This is a genomic window from Catellatospora tritici (assembly GCF_019083965.1).
GTDB classification, from domain to species: Bacteria; Actinomycetota; Actinomycetes; order Mycobacteriales; family Micromonosporaceae; genus Catellatospora; species Catellatospora tritici.
In genome coordinates, this window is record NZ_JAHRCY010000001.1 from 440,397 (window position 1) to 457,020 (window position 16,624).

General features: G+C 71.5%; 15 protein-coding genes. 7 read left to right on the forward strand and 8 right to left on the reverse strand.

Features of this window, described 5'->3' with window-relative positions:
- The first annotated feature begins 167 nt into the window (after positions 1-167).
- Positions 168-1,535 (forward strand): sigma-70 family RNA polymerase sigma factor, encoded by a 1,368-nt coding sequence (locus tag KUA19_RS01985; RefSeq protein ID WP_217394224.1) that lies wholly within the window; start codon positions 168-170, stop codon positions 1,533-1,535.
- Between the two features lie 107 nt (positions 1,536-1,642).
- On the forward strand, positions 1,643-3,076 hold the full coding sequence (locus KUA19_RS01990) for a glycoside hydrolase family 76 protein (protein WP_217394226.1): 1,434 nt from the start codon (positions 1,643-1,645) through the stop codon (positions 3,074-3,076).
- Positions 3,077-3,163: 87 nt separating this feature from the next.
- On the opposite strand, the gene KUA19_RS01995 is transcribed toward KUA19_RS01990, so the two are convergent.
- The 8 genes from KUA19_RS01995 to KUA19_RS02030 all read right to left on the reverse strand — a co-directional run bounded on the left by KUA19_RS01995 (position 3,164) and on the right by KUA19_RS02030 (position 10,826).
- Positions 3,164-3,766, reverse strand: coding sequence for a class I SAM-dependent methyltransferase (locus KUA19_RS01995; RefSeq protein WP_217394228.1), 603 nt, complete (start codon positions 3,764-3,766; stop codon positions 3,164-3,166).
- A 17-nt stretch (positions 3,767-3,783) separates the two neighbouring features.
- Entirely contained in the window at positions 3,784-4,194 is a 411-nt protein-coding gene (locus tag KUA19_RS02000; protein ID WP_217394230.1) for an ester cyclase, read from the reverse strand.
- A 27-nt stretch (positions 4,195-4,221) separates the two neighbouring features.
- Positions 4,222-5,115 carry an NAD-dependent epimerase/dehydratase family protein gene (locus KUA19_RS02005; RefSeq protein WP_217394232.1) on the reverse strand — a complete coding sequence of 298 codons (894 nt, stop codon included), beginning with the start codon at positions 5,113-5,115 and terminating at the stop codon, positions 4,222-4,224.
- Positions 5,116-5,252: 137 nt separating this feature from the next.
- Entirely contained in the window at positions 5,253-6,401 is a 1,149-nt protein-coding gene (locus KUA19_RS02010) for a hypothetical protein (protein WP_308167276.1), read from the reverse strand.
- Between the two features lie 52 nt (positions 6,402-6,453).
- The gene (locus tag KUA19_RS02015; protein WP_217394234.1) at positions 6,454-6,936 is read right to left on the reverse strand and encodes a hypothetical protein; all 483 of its coding nucleotides are present in this window, start codon (positions 6,934-6,936) and stop codon (positions 6,454-6,456) included.
- A 198-nt stretch (positions 6,937-7,134) separates the two neighbouring features.
- A complete protein-coding gene (locus tag KUA19_RS02020) occupies positions 7,135-8,385 on the reverse strand; it encodes an amidohydrolase/deacetylase family metallohydrolase (protein WP_217394236.1) in 1,251 nt (416 codons plus the stop codon).
- A 16-nt stretch (positions 8,386-8,401) separates the two neighbouring features.
- Positions 8,402-9,304 (reverse strand): HAD family hydrolase, encoded by a 903-nt coding sequence (locus KUA19_RS02025; protein WP_217394238.1) that lies wholly within the window; start codon positions 9,302-9,304, stop codon positions 8,402-8,404.
- A 1-nt stretch (position 9,305) separates the two neighbouring features.
- On the reverse strand, positions 9,306-10,826 hold the full coding sequence (locus KUA19_RS02030; RefSeq protein ID WP_308167277.1) for an arylsulfatase: 1,521 nt from the start codon (positions 10,824-10,826) through the stop codon (positions 9,306-9,308).
- Between the two features lie 510 nt (positions 10,827-11,336).
- Between KUA19_RS02030 and KUA19_RS02035 the strand changes: the two genes are divergently transcribed.
- The 5 genes from KUA19_RS02035 to KUA19_RS02055 all read left to right on the forward strand — a co-directional run bounded on the left by KUA19_RS02035 (position 11,337) and on the right by KUA19_RS02055 (position 16,583).
- A complete protein-coding gene (locus KUA19_RS02035) occupies positions 11,337-12,041 on the forward strand; it encodes a ZIP family metal transporter (protein ID WP_217394240.1) in 705 nt (234 codons plus the stop codon).
- A gap of 94 nt (positions 12,042-12,135) precedes the next feature.
- Positions 12,136-12,768, forward strand: coding sequence for an HdeD family acid-resistance protein (locus KUA19_RS02040; RefSeq protein ID WP_217394241.1), 633 nt, complete (start codon positions 12,136-12,138; stop codon positions 12,766-12,768).
- Positions 12,769-12,911: 143 nt separating this feature from the next.
- On the forward strand, positions 12,912-13,823 hold the full coding sequence (locus tag KUA19_RS02045; protein ID WP_217394661.1) for a formylglycine-generating enzyme family protein: 912 nt from the start codon (positions 12,912-12,914) through the stop codon (positions 13,821-13,823).
- Between the two features lie 51 nt (positions 13,824-13,874).
- Positions 13,875-15,134 (forward strand): hypothetical protein, encoded by a 1,260-nt coding sequence (locus tag KUA19_RS02050; RefSeq protein WP_217394242.1) that lies wholly within the window; start codon positions 13,875-13,877, stop codon positions 15,132-15,134.
- Between the two features lie 78 nt (positions 15,135-15,212).
- Positions 15,213-16,583, forward strand: a complete 1,371-nt coding sequence (locus KUA19_RS02055; protein WP_217394244.1) for an ATP-dependent 6-phosphofructokinase — start codon at positions 15,213-15,215, stop codon at positions 16,581-16,583.
- Positions 16,584-16,624 lie beyond the last annotated feature (41 nt).

Below are 16,624 nucleotides of genomic sequence, written 5' to 3' on the forward strand. Positions count from 1 at the left end.
AATGACATGGACGATCGCGCTTCCGCTGACCCGTCCGATGACCTTGAAATCTCATTTCGGTAACGGCTGCCGCCTGGCGCACCGGTCGACAAAGAATCGGCCGCGGGGTGTAATGGCGGGCGCTGTGGCGGGACCTACTGGCATCACCGCTCTTCCAGGAGGTTGTCATGCGGTCGGACACATCGCTGGCCCGAGGCGCGCTCGCGGGCGACCGGGACGCCTTCGAACGGCTCTACCGGCAGTACCGGCCGGGGTTGCTGGCATTCGTGGTCCGGCAGGTCGGCGACCGGCACACGGCCGAGGACGTGGTGCAGGAGACGTTCCTGGTCGCCTGGCGGGATCTGGACAAGCTGCGCGACCCGGCGGCGCTGAAGACGTGGCTGTTCTCGATCGCGTACCGGCGGGCGATGTCGGCGGCGGGGCGGGTGTCGCCGGGGCCGCTGCCGGAGGAGCTGCTCGCCGACGACGACCGGGCCCGGCGGCCGGAGTTCGCGGCCGAGCAGCGTGAGGCGTACGAGCTGGTCTGGAACGCCGCACACGCACTGGAGCCGCGCCAGCGGGCGGTGCTGGAGCTGACGCTGCGCTGGGACCTGTCCAGCCGCGAGGTCGGCGAGGTGCTGGGCGTCGGCTCGGCGCACGCGGCGGTGCTGGTGCACCGCTCCCGTAAGGCGCTGGGCAGCGCGGTGCGCACCATGCTGGTCGCCCGCCAGCACGGGCGCTGCGCCGGGCTGGACGCGATCGCCCCGGGGCACCGGCGACTGAACGCCCGCGAGCGCGGCCGGGTGGACCGGCACATCAACCAGTGCGAGCACTGCCGTCGGCTGCGCACCAAGGTCAGCGCGTACGCGGTGCTGGGGTTGCTGTTCACCGTGGGCATGGTCCGGTCGACCGGTGGCGCGGGGCGCCGGTGGGCACTGCGGCTGGCCGGTGTGGTGACGGCCGCGTCGGTACTGGCGGCCGGCGTGTACGTGCTGATGCCGCCCGGCGGCGGTGAGGCGGACAGCGCGGCACGGCCGCCGGGCGCCGCGGCGGCGGTGTCGCCCGACCCGGCCGCGACGGCCACGACCGGCGCTGCGCCCTCGACCTCGGCCTCGCCGTCGGGCTCGCCCTCCCCCGCGCCGTCGGCCTCGCCCAAGCCGACGCCCCGGGCCCCGCAGACGCCGGAGGAGCAGATCCTGGCGCTGGTCAACACCGAGCGCAAGAAGGTCGGCTGCGGGCCGGTGCACGCCGACGCGCGGCTGGCCAAGGCGGCCCGGCTGCACAGCGAGGACATGGCGAAGCGGGCCTACTTCTCCCACGACACCCCGGAGGGCGTCTCGCCGTGGGACCGGGCCAAGGCGCAGGGGTACACCCAGCCGTCGGCGGAGAACATCGCGGCGGGCAACTCCACCGCCAAGGCCACGATGCAGCAGTGGATGAACTCCAAGGGCCACCGCGCCAACATCCTGAACTGCTCGTCCAAGGCGATGGGCGTGGGACGGGCCACGGGCGGGCCGTACCGGTACTACTGGACCCAGATGTTCGGTTTCCGCTGAGCAGTCTCGAACACTGGCATATCGAAAGGGTTGTATTGCTGGACACACCCTCTCTAGCGTAGTCGAGAGAGCGCTCTTTCCCTGATCCGTCCCTTCAGGAGAGAGTCATGCGAAGATTTCGAACCGCCCTGGTGGCGGCGTTGCTGGCGGCCGTGGCGGTGCTCGGCGCGCCGGGCGCGGCCTGGGCCGCGACGATCTGCAACAGGTACTGCGACGCGCGCGATCCCGCCCTGTCCCCGGGCGACCGGCAACCGGTGACCGCCGGGGTCTGGGGCCGCACGATCGTGCTGCACTTCGACGACGCCGACGCCATGGGCTGGGCCAGTATCGGCAACGGCAACCCCGGCGACCACGTGTGGCTGGACCGTTCCATGGACGGCGGCCGCACCTGGACCGCGGGCAGCAAGCTCGGCGACACCGCGATCCCGACCGGCCAGCACGGCTGGCGGACGCTGATGTACAACGTGGACGACTGGGCGGGCCTGGGGGTGGGCGCGCTGCGCGCCTGCGGCAAAGCCGGGGACCGGCCCGAGGTCGCGTGCACGGCCTGGGCCCGCACCACCTGGAACGCGGGCAACCGGGCCACCGCCGCCGCGACGGCGCTGATGCAGTTCTACAACCTCGGCACCGGCCTGTTCGACACCACGGGCTGGTGGAACAGCGCCAACGCGCTCACCGCCGTCATCGACGGCATCCGGGTGACCGGCATGCCCAGCTACCGCTACGCGATCGCGAACACCTACGACAAGAACATCGGCAAGAACCGGGGGAACTTCACCAACGACTACCTCGACGACACCGGCTGGTGGGGGCTGGCCTGGGTGGCCGCGTACGACGCCACCGGCGACAGCCGCTACCTGAACACGGCCCGGTTCGACGCCGACTTCATGAACTCCTACTGGGACGGCACCTGCGGCGGCGGCGTGTGGTGGAGCACCGCGCGCACCTACAAGGCCGCCATCGCCAACAGCCTGTTCCTGCAGCTCAACGCGGCCCTGCACAACCGCATCCCGGGCGACACCGCGTACCTGCAGCGGGCCCGCAGCACGTGGACCTGGATCCAGAACACCGGGCTGGTCAACTCGTCGGGGCTGGTCAACGACGGGATCAACCTGTCGACCTGCCGCAACAACGGGTCGACGGCGTGGTCGTACAACCAGGGGGTCCTGATCGCGGGGCTGACCGAGCTGAACCGGGCCACCGGGGACGCGTCCCTGCTCACCGCCGCCCGTCGCACCGCCGACGCGGCGACCACGTCGTCGTCGCTCAACGTCAACGGCATCCTGCGCGAACCGTGCGAGCCGAACTGCGGCGCCGACGGGCCGACCTTCAAGGGGGTGTTCGCCCGCGGCCTGGTCAAGCTCGACACCGCCCTGTCGGGGCGGCCGTACCTGGCCTACCTGCGGCGCAACGCCGACGCGGCGTACGCCGCCGACCGCAACCCGCTCGACGCGTACGGCCTGCGCTGGGCGGGGCCACTGGACAGCACGGACGCCGCCCGGCAGCAGAGCGCCACCGACCTCATGAACGCCGCCTGGTAACTCCCCCACGCCCCGCCCCGGGAGTAAGGAAGGGCCCCTTCTTATCGCAATGCGAGGTAGAAGGGGCCCTTCCAAACCGGTTGCAGGTCAGGCGCGGCGGCAGTGGAGGGACAGCCAGGAGCGGTGGGTCTGGCCGCGCCGCGTCCACGCCACCTCGAACCCGACCGGTTCCAGCCATCCGCGCAGCTCCGGCTCGCTGTAGTAGCTGAACCAGCGCGGCGCGCGGCTCTCGTCGTAGTGCGAGGGCTCGAAGCCCTCACCCTCGCCCTCCGCCACGGTCAGCCACAGCTGCCCGCCCGAGCGCAGCACCCGGGCGAACTCCGCGATCGCCCGCGGGGCCAGCTCGCGCGGCAGGTGCAGCAGGGACGCGATGGCCCAGATCCCGTCCACCGCGCCGGCGGACAGCGGCAGCGCGAGCATGTCGGCCTGGACCAGCCCCGGCACGCCGTCGGAGGCGCGCAGCTGGCCCTCGGAGAGGTCCAGTCCGACCACGCGTAGACCCAGGTCGCGTAGCGCGCGTACGTGGTGGGCCGGGCCGCAGCCGATGTCGGCCACCAGCGCACCCGAGCCGAGGGCCGCGGCGAAACGCTCGCGGTCCGGTGCCATGCCGTCGACACCGCCCAACTGCTGGGCGTACGCGGTGGCGATCTGGTCGTAGGTGGCGCGGGTGACAGCCTGAGGGTCGAGCATGGCCCCTACGGTAGCCGTCAGCCCTGCTCCGGTGGGGTCACGGTGACGCCGAGCTGCTGCAGGAGCTGGAACAGCTCGTTGACGCTCCACACGTCGGCGACGCGGCCGTCGGCGTCGAAGGACAGGAACGTCGCACCGGCGTAGGCGACGGGCCTGCCGGTGGCGGGCACCGGGCCGAACGGACCGTCCTGGGTGCCGGTGGCCCGCCAGCGCAGCGCGGCGCCGGTCTCGGACGCGACGACCTCGACCAGCTGGTAGCGCAGGTCGCTGAAGGAGGTGCGGCGGTCGCGGTGCCAGGCGAGCACCGCGTCGGGTCCGCTGCCGTCCAGGCCGGGGCAGCCGACGGCGACCAGCTCGTATGCCGCGGCCTCGTGCTCGGCGTTCCACACCTGCGCGACGAGGCGGCGGGCCGTGTCCGCGTATGACATGGCCCGCAGCCTAGCGACGCGGGTGGATCAGCCGCGCGGGTGCTGCCGCACGAACTCGGCGATGTACTCGCTGAGCACGACCTTCGGCTCCCAGCCGAGCGCGCGGGCCTTGGCGTTGTCGGCGCGGCCCTTGGTGCGCTCGCCGGGCAGCGCCGGGACCATCTCGACCTCGGTGCCGAACAGGTTCGCCACCTCGAGGATCTCCCACTCGCGGCCGGTGCCGAGCAGGTAGCCGTCGCCCTTGCCGCCCTCGGCGGCGGCGAGCACACCCGCGACGATGTCGGAGATGTGGGTGAAGTCACGGGTCTGGGTGCCGGGCGAGACCACGGTCAGCGGCTTGCCCTCCAGGTAGAGCCGCTCGAAGATGCCGATCACGGTGGCGTAGGTGCCGTGGGTGATCTGGCCGGGGCCGTACGCGTTGTAGAAGTACGTGATCACGTAGTCGAGGCCGTACCAGTCGCCGTAGTTCTTGATCAGCTCGACGTTCTTGGCCTTGGTCCACGCGTACGGGTTGAGGTGCTCGTCCTTGCCCTCGTTGCCGAACTTCGAGCTGGACGCGGAGTAGACCAGGCGCGCGCCGTGCTCGGCGCAGAACATGATCACTTCCTTGGTGCCGCGGCTGTTGTACTCCCAGGTCCGGTCGAACTCGGCGAACGACTGCACGATCCGCGCGTACTCACCGAGGTGGAAGACCTGCCGCGGCGAGGCGTAGCCGTGCTCGGCCCAGATCTTGGCGACGTCGATCGTGTTGCCCTCGAGGTAGGTGACCCGGGCGTCGACGATCTCGTTGGCTTTCGTGCCGGTGAAGTAGTTGTCGATCGAGACGATGTGCGCGTCCGGGCGGGTGGCCAACAGCTCGCGGATGAGGTGGCTGCCCACGAACCCGGCACCGCCGGTCACCAGGAGGATCTCGTTCGACATGGTTTCTTCGACTCCCGCACCACTCGGCTGTATCAGCTGTCCGCCCCGGCCGCACCGTCAGCCGGTCGTGAACCGATCTCGCGAGGTGCCTGCCAGGCGCCTAGCAGCATACAGGCTGCCCGACACGGCCCGTTCATTCACCGAACGACCGTCGGCGGGCGGGCGCCGAGGAAGAAGATGCCCGGAAAGCCCCGGGTCTCGAACCCGTCGCTGGGGTTGCGGCGCAGCGTGGAGTGCTCGATGCGCAGCGTGCCGGTGCGGTCGTTGCTGACGAAGAAGATCGCGCCGCCGCCCTCGCGGGCGTGGTTGTCCTCGATGATCGTCCCGGCCACCCGGATGGTGAACAGGTTGCCGTCGGCGTAGATCGCGCCGCCGCTGCCGCCGCCGGGGGTGCCCGAGCGGGCCGGGTTCGCGCCCCGGCCGATCGCCGAGTTGTGGCTGAAGACGCTGTTCAGCACGGTCCAGGAGACGCCGATGCTGCTCAGCGCGCCACCGTTGGCGCAGCTGCCACCCAGGCCCTTGGCACCGCCGAAGGTGCTGTTCACGACGTACACGGGCTGGTTGTGGTACTGGCTGAGCACCCGTACCGCGGCACCGCCGAGGTCCGGGCCGGTGCCGTCGCAGCGGTTGCGAATGAACCGCGAGTTGACGATCTTGAACCGTCCGCCGCGTACGAAGACGGCCCCACCCCCGCCACCCTCGGTCTTCTCACCGGTGGAGTTCCCGTCGGCGAAGGTCAGGTTCTGCACCGTGAGCTGCGGGTGGTCCTGGTCCTGGCAGTGCGAGGTGGTCCAGCCCTGCGCCTGGTCACACGTGTTCATGTACAGGATGCGGCGCTTGCCGCCACCGCTCAGGGTGACCAGGCCGCCCCCGTCGAGCACGATGCGCGGACCGTTCGCGTTGCGGATCTTCGCGGTGGCGGTCATGGTGATCGTGACCGGCTCCGGGCCACAGTCGAACGTGATCACGCCCCCGGCCGCCACCGCCTTGACCACGGCCTGCGAGGTGCAGCTGGCCGGGGTGCCGGTGCCGACCACCCGGGTCGGATGCGAGGTGTCGACCGCGCGCGCCTCGGCTGGCACCGTCGCCCCGCCCCTCGGGTTGCCGGGCGCGAACGGGACCCGCGACGGGGACGGGCGCACGGCGACGCTGGGCGCGGTGCTCGGGGTGGCGGCGCCGGACGCGGGCACCCAGCCCGGGGCGGCTTCAGGCGCGGAATCGCATCCGGCCAGGGCTAACGCCGTGGCGAGGGCGAGCAGCAGGCGCGGCAGGGGTCGGGGCGGCACGCGACGATGCTAGAGCCGTACCGCGCGCGGCACGACTCGAGCGGTGCACCCGTCAGGAGGTGCGCCCGGGCGACGGCGTGACCGAGGCACCGCAGAGGGCGATCATCTGGTCGGACAGCTCGTCGATGCGGGACACGTCCAGCTCCTGCAGGTCCTTGAGCGTGTCGAGCTGCTTGCCCTGCTTCTCGAACTCGTCGGCGAGCTGGCCCAGGGTCTTGCGTACGTCGGCGGCGTCGGCGGTGGACGCGTCCTTGCGCAGGTCGGCGCCGAGCGCGACCAGCGCGTCACCGGCCTTGCGCACCGACTTCTCCGCCCCGCTCAGATCGCCGGAGTCGGCGGCCTGGGTGACGTCGGAGAGCTCCGCCGCGAACTCGGTCAGGCCGTCCTCCACCGTCTTGGCCGTCTTGGCGCATATCGCCGGGGTTGGCTCGACCGCGCCGGGCGGGGTGGCGGCGGCGGCCGGGGCGGCGGACAGGGTCGCGGCCGCGAGGGCGGTGGCGGCGAGGATGGCGGCTCTACTGCAGAGGCGTCGCATGACGTCCTCCTCACGGGGCCAGGGCGCCGGCTGGGAGAGCCAGCCCCAAGACGTCCATTCTGCGCGCCACCCGGCCGATCACCACGAACTACCGCAAAGCCCGGTCACCCGACGACCCCGTCCCGTAGCATCCGCCCACCGAGGTCGCGTCAAGAAGGGGCCCTTCTACCACGTATTGCGATAAGAAGGGGCCCTTCCTTACCTCGGGAACTGGTTGGCGAGGGCGTGCGGGGGGACCAGGGGGACGGTGAGGAGGGCGCGGATGGCTCGCTCGCGGCTGGCCAGGGCGGCGCGCTGGGCGTCGGTGAGCGGGATCCACGGCGCCGGCGCGGCGGGCAGCGCCGGGGGCAGCGGTCGGCCGGACAGGTAGGTCGCCTCGTTGCGCAGCCGCAGCGGCGCGGTGCGCCGCTGGCCGTGTACGTCGGCCAGCTCGAACGCGCCTTTCTCGACCGTGAACACGGCCACGTCGGCGGGGGCGCCGGGGCGTAGCGTGCCGCTGCCGGCGGGCAGTGCGAGAGCGCGGGCCGGGGCGATCGTGGTCGCCGCGACGACCTGGTCCAGGCTCATCCCGACCGCGAGCAGCTTGGCCATCGTGGTCGGCAGGTCGAACACCGGGCCGTGCTGCGAGCGCCCGTGCAGGTCGGTGGAGACCGTGTGCGGCGGCATCCCGGCCGCGAGCTGCGCCTCCAGTACGTCGAAGGCGAACCCCCCGGCCCCGTGCCCCACGTCGAACAGCACGCCCCGGTCGTACGCGGCGCGCACGGCGGGGTCCAGGGCGGCCGGGTCGTGGGCGAAGCCGCTGGCACAGTGGGTGACGATGTCGCCGGGGCGCAGCAGCGGCAGCACCTCGCCGATCGTGGGCGGCGCCACGCCGATGTGCACCATCACCGGCACGTCGCAGGCCCGGCCGACGGCCAGCGCCCGGCGCAGCGGCTCGACCCCGCTGCCGCCGACGGCGTTGTGGTCGATGCGCGCCTTGATCCCGACCACCAGGTCGCGGTTGGCCTCGACGGTGCGGATGGCCAGGTCGGTGTCGCAGTTGTCCAGGTCGCGCGCCTCGCCGGTGGCGGCGGCCAGCCCCGGCCCGGCGACGTTGAGCAGCACCGGCACCCGTACCCGGTGCGCGGCGATGGCGGTACGCAGCGCGTCGAGCGTGTACGCCCCCGCCGAACCGGCGTCGACCCAGGTGGTGACCCCGGAGCACCAGGCGACCGGCGCCGGGTCGATGCCCCAGTACGTCGCGCCGCCGAAGACGTGGGTGTGCAGGTCGACCAGGCCCGGGGTGACCAGGCGGCCGGTGGCGTCGACGACCTCGCGGGCCGCCTCGCGCCGCAGTCCGGGGCCGACCTCGGCGATCAGTCCGGCGCGGATGCCGATGTCGAGCACCCCGGCGTGGCCGCCACCGGGGTCGAGCACCCGCCCGCCGGTCAGCAACAGGTCGTACCGCATGGGGCGAGGTTAGCGGTCACCGGGCGAAGATCTGCGTCCAGTCGTCCCGCATGCTGACGACCGTCCAGCCCTCGCGCCGGGCCACGTCGGTGATCGCCTCGGTCTCGGCGAAGGAGACGGCCTTGGACGTGTACGCGTACTCGCGGTCGGCGTCGTCGTGGTCGACGAGCAGGGCCAGGCTGGGCGGGCCCGCGGCGGCGGCGTACTCCAGCATCTGCCGGTCGCCGCCGGAGTTGCCCGCGGCGAAGACCGGTCGCCGCCCGAGCTGGGTCTGGATGTGTGCGACCTTGGCCGGACCCTCGTTGACCTCACCGAACGCGGCGGCGGTGCGCTCCAGCTCCGGATGGCCGTCGTGCTCGGCGTAGTGGTACTCCACCAGCGTGCCGACGACGTCGTCGGGCGCGACGCCGTAGAGCTGCGCGCTGACCGCCCGGACGAACTCGGTGCCGCCGCCGGTGACCACGAACACCGAGAACTCGTGCGCCCGCAGCGCGCCCAGCAGCTCCCGCATCGGCTGGTACACCAGCTTCGGGTACCGCACACCCCGCTGATGTGTCGCCGTGGCCATGAAGCGGTGCACCCGATCGGTGAACTCCTCCGGGGTCAGCCCCGCGCACAGCTCCAGCAGCGCCGTCGCCACCCGCTGCAGGCCCAGCTCGCCCAGCGCGGCTCGGTCGTCGCTCAGCAGCGCCCGGTATTCGGGCCGCTGCGCCACGGCCGGGTCCGCGGCCACCGCGTCATGCAGTTGGGCGACCAGGAAGTCGTACTGGACGTAGCTCGGCTTCTCGCACCACAGCGTGCCGTCGTTGTCGAGCACCGCGACGCGCTGGTCGGCGGGCAGGTCCCGCGACGCGGCGAGGAAGGCCTCGACCGCGTCGCGGCTCGCCCCGGGCCGCCACGACGGCAGCAGGTCGATCATCTCAGTGGCTCCCGACGCCTTCCATGATCTTCTCCATCACCTGGTCGACGGTGAAGCTCGCCGCCTTCTGCCGCGGCGGGAACTCCGAGAACGTCGACATGAAGTCGCCGACCAGCTTCTGCCCGGCGAGCACCAGGTACACCCGGTCCAGGAACCAGCTGTAGTAGCTGTTCGAGGTGACGTCGGCCCGCTCGAACGGGTCGGTGCGCAGGTTGAACAGCTTGGGTACGCGCAGCACCACGAACGGCTCGGCCCAGATGCGCATCGTCCCCTGCACCCGCTGCTCCATGAAGACCAGCTTCCAGTTGTCGAAACGCAGCGCGGTCAGGTCGCCGTCGTCGGAGAAGTAGAAGAACCCCTCGCGCGGGCCGTGCTCCTCCTCGCCGGTCAGATACGGCAGCGCGTTGGACCCGTCCAGGTGCACCTTGAACCGCTTGCCCGCCAGGTCGGTGCCCGCGCGCAGCCGCGCCGCGATGTCGGGGTCGCCCGCAGCGGCCAGCAGGGTCGGGAACATGTCGAGGTGGCTCAGGATCTCGTTGCTGACCCAGCCCGGTCGGATCCGGCCCGGCCAGCGCAGCATCGCCGGCACCCGGTAGGCGCCTTCCCAGTTGGAGTTCTTCTCATTGCGGAACGGGGTCATGCCCGCGTCGGGCCACGAGTTCAGGTGCGGCCCGTTGTCCGTGCTGTACATGACGATCGTGTCGTCGGCCAGGCCGAGCCGGTCGAGTAGGTCCAGCAGCTCTCCCACCGCGCGGTCGTGGTCGAGCATCACGTCGTGGTAGTCGGACTGCCAGCGCCCGGCCTGTCCCTTGATCTCCGGTCGCGGGTGCGTCTTGAAGTGCATGTGCGTGGTGTTGAACCACACGAAGAACGGGGTCTCGGCCGCGGCCTGCCGCTCGATGAAGTCGGTGGCGTGCGTCAGCACCTCGTCGTCGATGGTCTCCATCCGCTTGCGCGTCAGCGGACCGGTGTCCTCGATGCGCTGGGTGCCGTCCGGGTTGGCCCAGCAGTGCAGCACACCGCGTGGGCCGAAGTTGCGCCTGAAGTCGGGGTAGTCCGTCGGGTCCGGGTAGTCCTCGTGCTCGGGCTCCTCCTCGGCGTTGAGGTGGTAGAGATTGCCGAAGAACTCGTCGAACCCGTGCCGGGTGGGCAGGAATCTGTCCTTGTCCCCGAGGTGGTTCTTGCCGAACTGGCCGGTGGCGTAGCCGAGCGGCTTGAGCGCCTCGGCGATGGTCGGGTCCTGCTCCTGCAACCCGATCTCGGCGCCCGGAATGCCGACCTTGGACAGGCCGGTGCGGAACACCGACTGCCCGGTGAGGAACGCGGACCGACCGGCGGTGCAGCTCTGCTCGCCGTAGTAGTCGGTGAAGCGCACGCCCTCGTCGGCGATGCGGTCGATGTTGGGCGTGCGGTAGCCCATCAGCCCGTCGCTGTAGCAGCTCAGGTTGGTTATGCCGATGTCGTCGCCCCAGATCACCAGGATGTTGGGTCGGCCCGCACCCGCGCTCCCGCCGCCGGTCACTGCGCGCCCGGTCGCCTTGGTCGCCCTCGCCGTACCCCGCTTCGCCGACGCGCTCCGGGCGGGACCCGACGCCGCCTTCTTCCGGGGAGACGGGGCAGGACCCGCGCTGGCTGTCACCTTCTTCGCCGGGACCTTCTTGGCGGCTTTCGCGGCGGTGCCCCGCTTCGCGGCCGGACCCGCTGCCACAACCACTGACTTGGCGGGTGCCGTCTTCGTCGCGGGCGATTTCTTCGCCGTCGACGTCTTCTTCGCGGCCGCCTTCGCGGCGGGCGCCCGGCCAGCCGCGGTCCCAACCGCCTGCTTGCGCGCCATGATCACCTCCGGTGGGGACGGTGCACTTTCCGGGAAACCGCACGAACAACCAGGCTCATTGCTGCACTTTCCCCGAAACTGCAGCATCGGGCGGACACTCGCTCGCCCAGTATTCCGGGATTAACGGCAGGAATTCTCATGTTCAGGTCAATTTGGGCAGAGCCGCAGCCGGCGTGACAGCAGGCGCGTTGACGCTGCGTGGAGGCACTGCAAGCGGCGGCGTGGGGTGCGTTCGGAGCGTCGTCGCTACTCATCGGGGCCTGGCTGGCGGTGCACTGGCGCGCGCCGCGCGCCACCGTCGGCATGGTAATGGGCTTCGGCGCCGGGGCGCTGCTGGCCGCCATCGCGTATGAGCTGATCCCGACCGGCTTCGGCCCCGACCCCTGGCTGTTCGCCGCCTTCGGCCTCGGCGCGGCCGTTTTCTACCAGCTCGACCGGGCCGTCACCAAGCGGTCCAGCCGGGGCGCGGGCTCGGCCCAGCGGTCGATCGCGCTCGGCGCGCTGCTGGACGGCATCCCGGAGTCGATGGTGCTGGGCATGGGCGTGGCGCAGGGCGGCACGGTCGGGGTGGCATTCCTGGCCGCGGTGTTCCTGTCCAACCTGCCCGAGTCGCTGGGTGCCACCGCCACCATGGACACGGTCGGGGGCGGTCCGCGGCGGCCATACCGGATCTGGTGGATCATCATCGGCCTGTCCGCGCTCGCCGCAGCGGTCGGATACCTGGCGGTCACGCTGCTGCCGCAGGCGGACGGGACCTACGCCGAGGCGTTCGCGGCGGGGGCGGTGCTCACGATGCTCACCGACTCGATGATGCCCGAGGCGTACGCGCAGGGCGGCAAGGCGACGGGGCTGCTCACGGTGCTCGGTTTCGCGGTCGCCGGTGCCCTGTCCGCGATGGCGTAGGACCGGTTGATATTCGGCTAATTCAGGAAAAGGCATCGAAGCACGCATACCGTGCATAGTCTGTGGTTCGAACGACACTGCGCAGGAGGTCCGGATGAGCACCACCGCGGGCAACACCGGCATCGGCGGGCCCCGGCCCAACGAGACGCTCTACGGGCAGGAGCTGGCACAGCTCACCAAGGTGCCCTGGTGGCTGTTCCTGATCACCGGCGTGTGCTGGATCATCATCAGCTGGTGGGTGCTGGCGTTCAACTCCCGCAGCATCAACACCATCGCCACCCTGACCGGCATCGTCATCCTGGTCGCGGCCGTCGCCGAGCTGTTCCAGGCGTTCTTCGCGCCCGGCTGGCGCTGGCTGCACGCCATCCTGGGCATCCTGTTCCTGTTCACCGGCTTCATCTGCTGGATCAACCCCGGCAAGACGGTGTTCTGGCTGGCCGCGTTCATCGGCTGGTACCTGCTGTTCAAGGGCGCCGCCGACATCATCCTGGCGTTCATGACCAAGCGCGAGCACGACGGCTGGTGGCTCGGCCTGATCATCGGCATCATCGAGATGATCCTGGGCTTCTGGGCGGCAGGCCGGTTCACCCGGTCGCTCGGACTGCTGATCGTGCTGGTCGGCGTCATCGCGCTGACCCGCGCCATCACCGACTTCATCATGGCCTTCCGCATCCGCGAGCTGTCCCACCGAGCCCGCGAGCTGACGAACGGCACGGCGGCCAGGTGATCCGTACGACCGCCGACAAGCCCGTGAACGGCGTCGCCCCTGGCGACGCCGCCGCGCTGCCCGAGCCCGACGACCCGACCGAGACCATCCCCGCCGTCCCGATCGAGCAGCAGCCCGGCTACCGCGAACCACCCCGGCCGGGCATGGTCTGGATCCCCGGCGGCACCTTCCGGATGGGCTCCGACCGGCACTATCCGGAGGAGGCGCCCGCGCACCCGGTGACGGTCACGGGCTTCTGGATGGATCGGTGCACGGTGACCAACGCCGAGTTCGCCCGGTTCGTCCGCGAGACCGGGCACGTCACCGTCGCCGAGATCGCCCCGGACGCCGCCGACTACCCCGGCGCCGACCCGGCGCTGCTGGTGCCCGCCTCGGTGGTGTTCGTCAAACCGAACCACCGCGTCGACCTGCGCGACCTCGGCAACTGGTGGCACTTCGTGCCGGGCGCCGACTGGCGCCACCCGTACGGCCCCGACTCCTCGATCGAGGGGCTCGACGACCACCCGGTGGTGCACGTGGCCTGGGCCGATGTCGCCGCGTACGCCCGGTGGGCCGGAGCCGACCTGCCCACCGAGGCCGAGTGGGAGTACGCCGCGTGCGGCGGCCGCGCCGAGCCCCCCGAGTACGCCTGGGGCGACGAGCTGACGCCCGGCGGCATCCACCTGGCCAACGTGTGGCAGGGCGAGTTCCCGGTGCTCAACCTGTGCGCCGACGGCTACGAGCACACCGCGCCGGTCGGCTCGTTCCCGCCGAACCTGTTCGGGCTGTCCGACATGATCGGCAACGTGTGGGAGTGGACCTCGGACTGGTTCGGGCCGTACGAGCCGGCCACGCACGCCTGCTGCGCCCCGGCCGACCCGCGCGGCGGCCGCGAGCAGGACAGCTACGACCCGGCCCTGCCCGGGGTGCGCATCCCACGGCGGGTGATGAAGGGCGGCTCGTTCCTGTGCGCGCCGAACTACTGCCGCCGGTACCGTCCCGCCGCCCGGATGCCGCAGGCCGTCGACACCTCCACCTGTCATCTCGGCTTCCGGCTGGTGGTCCGCCCGGACTGAGCCCGCACCCCGGGACCACGCGGGTGGCGCGGGTTCGGGAGGATGGTCGCCATGTCCGCCCCCGCCCCCGTCGTCGGCACATCCGACGCACCCGCCGACACCGAAGCACCCAGCCGGCGGCGGCAGTGGCGGGCACGGGCCTGGGAGGTGCTGCCGCCGGTGGTGTCGTACCTGGTGGGGCACCTGCTCTACACGATCGCCGGGTGGCTGGTGGGCGAGCCGTACCTGCCGGTGGACGGGCGGGTGCGCGCCGACTCCGGGCTGTACGCCCTGATCGCCTCGCGCGGCTACGACCTGTTCCCCTGCCGCGAGGACCCGGCCCTGGCCCCGCTGTTCTCCCCCGACGCCTGGTGCGGCTCGGCGGGCTGGTTCCCGCTCTACCCCGGCCTGATCAAGGCGATCACGACGATCACGGGCCTCGGCGAGTACGAGGCGGGCCTGCTGATCACCGAGGTCTGCCTGCTCGTCACCGCCGCCCTGCTGTGGCTGCTGCTGCGGCGCGCCGCCGTCGCGCGCGGGACGGCGCTGGCGGTGCTCGCCCTGGCCACGGTTCTGCCCAGCGGCGTCTATCTGCACGCGGTGTTCCCGATGTCGCTGGCCGCGGCGCTGCTGCTGTGCTGCGTGCTCGCGCTGCACGCGCGGCGGTGGGCGCTGGCGGGGCTGCTCGGGGCGGTGGTCGCCGCGGCGTACCCGGTGGGGATCCTGGTCGCGGCGCTCGGCCTCGGCCCGGTCGCGGTGCTGTGGCACCGGGGCGAGCTGACCTGGCCTCGGGCGCTGCGCGCGGCACTGCTGGCGTGCGGCCTGCCACTGCTCGGCCTGGCCGTGGTGTTCGGGGTGTACCAGCTGACGGTCGGGCACTGGGACGCCTACCTGATGATCCAGCGGCACTACGGCAACGGGTTCCACAACCCGATCACCTCGCTGTGGCAGCTGGCCACGCAGCCCGCGGTCATCCCGATCCCCGAGCCCCGACCGGAGCTGCTGTGGGTGCTGCACGTGTTCACCGACGCGGAGCTGTACTGGTCGCTGGGGCTGGTGCTGCTGTGCGTGGCCGCCACCGTGCTCGCGGCGCGGCGCCGCACGCTGACCCCGGTCGACGCCGGGCTGGCCCTGTACGCGCTGGCCATGTTCGTCGGCCCACTCGTCGCTGGACCGGGCGTCTCGCAGTACCGCTCGCACACCCTGCTGCTGCCCGCCGTCCTCCTGCTCCGCCACCTCCCGGCCCGCCTGGTCCTGTGGCCGTACACCGACGCCGCTGCCGCCATCGCCCTGCCCATGGGCACCCTCTTCTCCACCTGGCTCCTCTTCTAACCAACAGGTGGGCGAGGGGTGGAGGGGGAAACAGGGCGGGGGTAGGGTGCGGGCTCCCGGGTGGGTAGGAGGTTTGGGATGGTTCCCGAGGGTGTGGATCTGGCGGTACGGTCGCTGGGCGACTGCCGGGTGGACTCGCCGCTGGCGTCGCTGCTGGACGGGGCGGCATCGACCGAGCACTACGTCAACGAGGACGACCGCGTTCTGTTCGACGACACCGTGGGCATGCTGACCAGCCGCGACATGCCGATCGAGGCGCTGCCGGGGTTCGAGCCGGGCGGCCCGCGCCGCAAGATCTTCTTTCAGCCGTCGAAGACCCGGGTCGGCATCGTGACCTGCGGCGGTCTGTGCCCCGGTCTCAACGACGTCATCCGGGGTCTGGTGCTCCAACTGACCTCCCACTACGGCGTCACCAAGATCTACGGCTTCCGCAACGGCTACCAGGGCTTCATCGCCAAGTACGGGCACCCGCCGATCGACCTCACCGCCGAGGCCGTCAGCGGCATCAACGAGTACGGCGGCACCATCCTCGGCAGCTCGCGCGGCAGCCAGGACTCGTACGAGATCGTCGACTGCCTGGAGCAGATGAGCATCAACGTGCTGTTCGTGATCGGCGGTGACGGCTCGATGCGCGGGGCGCTGCGCATCGCCGACGTGGTCAAGGAGCGCGGGCTGAAGATCGCCGTCATCGGGGTGCCGAAGACGATCGACAACGACATCCCGTACATCGACCAGAGCTTCGGCTTCCAGACCGCCTTCTCGAAGGCGACCGAGTCGATCCGCAGTGCGCACGTGGAGGCGCGGGCGGTGCCCGACGGCGTCGGCCTGGTGCAGGTGATGGGCCGCCACTCCGGCTTCATCGCCTGCTACGCCGCGCTGGCCAACAACGACGCCGACTACGTGCTGGTGCCGGAGGTGCCGTTCACGCTCGACGGGGAGGACGGGTTCCTGGCGCACCTGCGCCGACGGGTGCGCACGCGTGGGCACGCGGTGGTGGTCGCGGCCGAGGGCGCCGGGCAGGAGTACCTGAACTCCGAGCCGGTGCAGGTGGACAAGTCCGGCAACCCGAAGCTACGCGACATCGGCATCTACCTGCGCAAGCGCATCGCCGACGACTTCGCCGCGCACGGCATGGAGGCCAACCTCAAGTACATCGACCCCAGTTACGCCATCCGCAGCGTGCCCGCCAACCCGTACGACAGCGTCTACTGCATCCGGCTGGCCCACGCCGCCGTGCACGCCGCGATGGCCGGGCGCACCGCGATGGTGGTCGGGCGATGGCGCGGCCGGTTCGTACACGTGCCGATCTCCCTGGCCATCAGCAAGCGCAACCAGGTCGATCCCGCCGGCGACCTCTGGATGTCGGTCCTGGAGGCCACCGGCCAGCCCCGCACCTTCGGCCCCGCCCCCACCCTCCAGCCCGCCGCCCCCATCCTCCGGGCCAGTTGATCAGGAAGCCGTGCCACCGACACGCCGTCGACCCGTGCCAT

What these genes read in the sequence shown, in the direction of transcription:
- KUA19_RS01985 (WP_217394224.1), top strand. Translation starts at nt 168, where the DNA reads ATGCGGTCGGACACATCGCTGGCCCGAGGCGCGCTCGCGGGCGACCGG.
- KUA19_RS01990 (WP_217394226.1), top strand. Translation starts at nt 1,643, where the DNA reads ATGCGAAGATTTCGAACCGCCCTGGTGGCGGCGTTGCTGGCGGCCGTG.
- KUA19_RS01995 (WP_217394228.1), bottom strand. Translation starts at nt 3,766, where the DNA reads ATGCTCGACCCTCAGGCTGTCACCCGCGCCACCTACGACCAGATCGCC.
- KUA19_RS02000 (WP_217394230.1), bottom strand. Translation starts at nt 4,194, where the DNA reads ATGTCATACGCGGACACGGCCCGCCGCCTCGTCGCGCAGGTGTGGAAC.
- KUA19_RS02005 (WP_217394232.1), bottom strand. Translation starts at nt 5,115, where the DNA reads ATGTCGAACGAGATCCTCCTGGTGACCGGCGGTGCCGGGTTCGTGGGC.
- KUA19_RS02015 (WP_217394234.1), bottom strand. Translation starts at nt 6,936, where the DNA reads ATGCGACGCCTCTGCAGTAGAGCCGCCATCCTCGCCGCCACCGCCCTC.
- KUA19_RS02020 (WP_217394236.1), bottom strand. Translation starts at nt 8,385, where the DNA reads ATGCGGTACGACCTGTTGCTGACCGGCGGGCGGGTGCTCGACCCCGGT.
- KUA19_RS02025 (WP_217394238.1), bottom strand. Translation starts at nt 9,304, where the DNA reads ATGATCGACCTGCTGCCGTCGTGGCGGCCCGGGGCGAGCCGCGACGCG.
- KUA19_RS02040 (WP_217394241.1), top strand. Translation starts at nt 12,136, where the DNA reads ATGAGCACCACCGCGGGCAACACCGGCATCGGCGGGCCCCGGCCCAAC.
- KUA19_RS02045 (WP_217394661.1), top strand. Translation starts at nt 12,912, where the DNA reads ATGGTCTGGATCCCCGGCGGCACCTTCCGGATGGGCTCCGACCGGCAC.
- KUA19_RS02050 (WP_217394242.1), top strand. Translation starts at nt 13,875, where the DNA reads ATGTCCGCCCCCGCCCCCGTCGTCGGCACATCCGACGCACCCGCCGAC.
- KUA19_RS02055 (WP_217394244.1), top strand. Translation starts at nt 15,213, where the DNA reads ATGGTTCCCGAGGGTGTGGATCTGGCGGTACGGTCGCTGGGCGACTGC.